This is a genomic window from Flavobacterium sp., from assembly GCF_049318325.1.
GTDB lineage: Bacteria > Bacteroidota > Bacteroidia > Flavobacteriales > Flavobacteriaceae > Flavobacterium.
In genome coordinates this window covers 1-5,056 of record NZ_JBMOGQ010000150.1, presented here as the reverse complement: position 1 = coordinate 5,056, position 5,056 = coordinate 1, and the positions used below count along the sequence as shown (strand labels likewise).

General features: G+C 34.9%; 5 protein-coding genes. 1 reads left to right on the top strand and 4 read right to left on the bottom strand.

Annotated features, from left to right (window positions below):
* Window positions 1–170: 170 nt before the first annotated feature.
* The 3 genes from lpdA to truA form a co-directional block, all read right to left on the bottom strand.
* A complete protein-coding gene (gene lpdA / locus ACOYLP_RS10690) occupies window positions 171–1,559 on the bottom strand; it encodes a dihydrolipoyl dehydrogenase (RefSeq protein WP_422856156.1) in 1,389 nt (462 codons plus the stop codon).
* Window positions 1,560–1,659: 100 nt separating this feature from the next.
* Entirely contained in the window at window positions 1,660–3,420 is a 1,761-nt protein-coding gene (locus ACOYLP_RS10685) for an ABC transporter ATP-binding protein (RefSeq protein ID WP_422856155.1), read from the bottom strand.
* Window positions 3,386–4,180, bottom strand: coding sequence for a tRNA pseudouridine(38-40) synthase TruA (gene truA, locus ACOYLP_RS10680; RefSeq protein WP_422856154.1), 795 nt, complete (start codon window positions 4,178–4,180; stop codon window positions 3,386–3,388). Before truA ends, ACOYLP_RS10685 begins: the two co-directional genes overlap by 35 nt.
* A gap of 127 nt (window positions 4,181–4,307) precedes the next feature.
* Here truA and ACOYLP_RS10675 point away from each other — a divergent pair, with 127 nt between their 5' ends.
* Window positions 4,308–4,802 (top strand): metallophosphoesterase family protein, encoded by a 495-nt coding sequence (locus tag ACOYLP_RS10675; RefSeq protein WP_422856153.1) that lies wholly within the window; start codon window positions 4,308–4,310, stop codon window positions 4,800–4,802.
* A 90-nt stretch (window positions 4,803–4,892) separates the two neighbouring features.
* Here ACOYLP_RS10675 and ACOYLP_RS10670 read toward each other — a convergent pair.
* Window positions 4,893–5,056 (bottom strand): DUF4293 family protein (locus ACOYLP_RS10670; protein WP_422856157.1); only part of this gene is annotated, 164 nt, incomplete at its 5' end.

Genomic DNA, 5,056 nt, shown 5'->3' with positions numbered 1-5,056 from the left:
AGCAACTGCCTTCTAAGCAGTAGGTCGAAGGTTCGAATCCTTCTGGGATCACATAAAAAAACCATTGAGAAATCAATGGTTTTTCTATTTTATGTACTTCTCTTAAATTTACTTTTAACAAATAATCCCAATCTTTCGAATGGGATTATTTATTATTTATTGATTTTATTTTACAAATGTATCACCTCTCCATAAGCATCTGCCACAGCTTCCATAACGGCTTCGCTCATAGTTGGGTGCGGGTGAATTGATTTAAGAATTTCGTGTCCCGTAGTTTCTAACTTACGAGCTACAACAGCTTCTGCAATCATATCGGTAACACCAGCACCAATCATGTGACAGCCTAACCATTCTCCATATTTGGCATCAAAAATTACTTTTACAAATCCATCCGGAGTTCCAGCAGCTTTTGCTTTTCCAGATGCTGAAAACGGGAATTTTCCAATCTTCAATTCGTATCCTTTTTCTTTAGCTTGCTTTTCAGTTAAACCAACAGAAGCAATTTCTGGAGTAGCATATGTACAACCAGGAATATTTCCATAATCGATTGGATCTACATGTAAGCCTTTGATTTTTTCCACACAATTTATTCCTTCTGCCGAAGCAACGTGGGCTAATGCTTGTCCCGGAGTTACATCACCAATGGCATAATATCCAGGAACATTGGTTTGATTATATGCATTTACTAAAATCTTATCTTTATCGGTTGCGATACCAACTTCTTCTAAACCGATATTTTCGATATTAGTTTTGATTCCAACTGCCGAAAGTAAAATATCAGCTTCCAGAATTTCTTCACCTTTAGCAGTTTTTACAAAGGCTTTTACACCTTTACCTGAAGTATCGATTTTTTCTACCGATGAATTAGTCATTATTGTAATCCCGGCTTTTTTCAACGAACGCTCAAACTGTTTTGAGATATCTTCATCTTCCACAGGAACTACATTAGGCATAAACTCGACAATAGTAACTTCAGTTCCCATAGCGTTATAAAAATGAGCAAATTCGACTCCTATAGCACCCGAACCTACAATAATCATTTTCTTTGGCTGTGTTGGCAATGTCATAGCTTGGCGGTAACCAATTACTTTCACACCATCTTGTGGCAAGTTTGGCAATTCGCGTGAACGCGCACCGGTAGCAATGATAATATGATCTGCTGAATATTCAGTTACTTTTCCTTCTGCAGCAGTAACATCCACTTTTTTGCCGGGTTTAATTTTACCAAAACCATCAATAACGTCAATTTTATTTTTTTTCATTAAGAACTGAACCCCTTTGCTCATTCCGTCAGCAACGTCTCTGGAACGTTTTACTACCGCAGTGAAGTCTTTGTCAAATTCTTTTATGGTTAATCCATAATCAGAAGCATGTTTTAGGTAATCAAAAACCTGAGCTGATTTTAGTAGTGCTTTTGTTGGAATACAACCCCAATTTAGGCAAACTCCGCCAAGACTTTCTTTTTCGATTACGGCTACTTTAAAACCCAATTGTGAGGCACGAATGGCAGTAACATAACCGCCCGGACCACTTCCTAAAACAATAATATCGTATTTCATATGTATGTAATTTCTAAATTAATTTAGACTGCGAATTTAAGGATTTATTTTAAAATAAAATAAGAAGTTGAAGCCACTTTAAAATATGCTTGCAAACAAATTATGAATTGTTTTCTGCAGAAAACTGCGAATCATATAATTTTTTGTAATAGCCTTCTGCTTTGTTTACCAATTCCTGATGCGAACCTTCTTCAACAATTTGACCTTTGTCCATCACAATAATTTTATCCGCATTGATTATTGTTGCCAATCGATGTGCAATAACTATAGATGTTCTGCCTTTGGTAATGGTTTCGGTAGCTTTTTGAATTAATTCTTCACTATAGGTGTCAATTGAAGAAGTAGCTTCATCCAAAATTAAGATACTCGGATTGCTAAGATAAGCACGAAGAAAAGCAATCAGTTGGCGCTGTCCTGAAGATAGCATCACACCGCGTTCTTTTACATCATAATCATAACCGTTAGGCAAGCTTTTGATGAATTTATGAACGCCAATTTCTTTCGCGGCAGCGATAACTTCTTCACGAGAAATGGCCCGATTATTTAGTGTAATGTTATTGTGAATAGTATCTGCAAAAAGAAAAACATCCTGTAAAACAATAGCAATTTGTTGCCTAAGACTTTCCAATTTAAAATCGTTTATATTTTGATTGTCAATATAAATCGCACCCGAATTGATTTCATAAAAACGATTAAGAAGGTTAATGATTGTCGATTTTCCGGCACCGGTAGCTCCAACTATGGCTATAGTTTCTCCGGCATTTACTTTTAAATTGATGCCTTTTAAAACTTCTTCTTTTTCGATATAACTGAAACGAACATTATCAAAAAGAATGTTTCCGTTAAAATGATTGGCTATTTTTTCGCCATCCGTCTGAACATCGTTATCCGAATCTAAAATGTCAAAAACACGATTGGCAGCTATCATACCCATTTGCATTTCATTGAATTTATCTGCAATTTGACGCAACGGATTAAACAGCATTCCTATGAACATAGTATAGGATGTCATTTGTCCAATAGTTGTAAACGGATTACCATTAATAATCTGAAAACCACCATAAAGTATAATAACACCTAATGTAATAGAAGAAATAATATCGGCAATAGGAAAGAAGATAGAGTTATAAAAGATGGTTTTTATCCATGCTTTGTTATGCTTTTGGTTAATTTCTTTAAACTTTTCATATTCAATATCTTCGCGGTTAAAGAGCTGTACAATTTTCATCCCGGTAATACGTTCTTGAACAAAAGTATTCAAGTTAGCTACCTGAGTCCTCACTTCTTCAAAAGCCATTTGCATTTTTCGTTGAAAAATACGGGTGAAATATACCAAAATCGGCATTGCAACCACAACAATCATTGAAAGTTGCCAGTTCATATAAAACATCACAATCAAACATATGAACATTTTCATCAAATCACTAAAAATCATGAATAATCCTTGACTGAAAATCCGTGCAATTTGCTCAATGTCAGAAACGGAGCGCGTTACTAACATTCCAACCGGTGAATTATCAAAATATTTCATTCTGAAAGTCAGCATGTGTTGAAATAATTTGATTCGGATGTCTTTTATAATATCTTGCCCTAACCAATTGGCCCAATACACAAAAAAGAACTGTGATATAACTTCTAACAAAAGGGCAATTCCCATGATGACCGCGTAGATTAAAAGGCCTGTTTTACTCGCCGTTTTAATGTAGTTGTCGACTGTAATTTGAAGTAGAAAAGGTCTTAATGCAGCAAAAAAGGAAAGTAAAATTGCAAATAAAATCACCCCATAATACCTAAATTTATATGGTTTGGTGTATTTTAAGATGCGTTTAAATAAATGGGTATCGAATGCTTTTGCTTGCATGTTTTTTCTTTTGCCTAATGCCTAATGTCTCGGACTTGTATTCAATTTTAGTTAAATATAATCCGTGTGCCGGCACAGAAAAACCTGCATTACTTCGGTCTTTACTATCAATTATTTTTTCGAAATCTTGTAAACTAATTTTTCCTGTTCCGATATTTATCATGGTTCCTACTATAGCGCGAACCATATTTCGCAGAAACCTGTCGGCTGCAATAGTAAAAACAAGTTTGTTTCCGTCTTTTTGCCAATGTGCTTCAAAAACAATACAATTAAAGGTTCTTACATCCGTATTAACTTTTGAAAAACATTCAAAATCAGTATGTCTGAAAAGAATTTGACATGCTTCATTCATTTTATCAATATCCAATGGCAATTGAAACTGATAACTTGCTTCGTTTTCAAACGCATCTTTTATATTATGAATGTGATATTCGTAAGTGCGCCTCGTTGCATCAAAACGGGCATGTGCTGTATTCGCAACTTTTAGGATATCGAAAATAACAATGTCTTTGGGTAAAAATGAATTGAGTTTGTGCACTAATTGAGGTATGTCAATTTCTGACTCGTAATCAAAATGAGCAAACATTTGTTTGGCATGAACACCGGAATCAGTTCTACCGGCACCAACAATATCAATTTCTGTTTTTAGTAATATTGATAATGCCTTATTGAGAGTTTCCTGCACAGTGTCTGCGCCGGGCTGATATTGCCAACCATGGTAATTTGTTCCTTTATATGCTAATTTGATAAAGTATCTCAATGTTGAAGTTGCAAAATTTGAAAGCACCAAAGTTACAAAGTTTTTATGTAGTCAATATCTAAAGTTATCATAACATAAACCTAATTATTTACTTTGTAAATTTGCCTCCTTGCAACTTTGCTAATTAATGAAAAAAATCCTTCTCCTTTCCGACACCCATAGTCATATTGATGATACTATTTTGAAATATGTTAATCAAGCGGATGAAGTATGGCATGCCGGCGATATTGGTGATTTAATTGTAACCGATACTATAAAATCTTTGAAACCGTTGCGTGCGGTTTTCGGCAATATTGATGATGACAAAGCTCGGATGGAATTTCCGTTGCATAATCGTTTTCTTTGTGAAGATGTAGATGTTTGGATTACGCATATTGGAGGTTATCCCGGAAAATACAATCAAAGCATTCGAGCTGAAATCCAAAATAATCCTCCCAAGCTTTTCATCTGTGGACATTCGCATATACTTAAAGTACAATTTGATAAAAGTTTAAACCTATTACACATGAATCCCGGAGCTTGTGGTATTTATGGTTTTCATCAAGTGCGAACGATGCTGCGTTTTGAAATAGATGGCGATAAGATTATGAATTTGGAGATTATTGAAATTGGGAAGAAATAAAAGATAATCTGAAACGAGTTCAGATTAAATAAAAAACCCGAACCATGAGATTCGGGTTTTTCGCAGCACTAAAAAACTAAGTTTATAGGTTTATCGCAATCGATCCACAGATTTTACGAGATCTTCGTCCTTTTTTATGGCTTTGTTGGCCAAAACCAAAATTACGATAGAAAAAATAGGTAAGAACATCCCAACACCCTTCTCAGAAATAGCTGTTTCTCCAGATGCAGTTAGTGTTCGATACACAAATAATC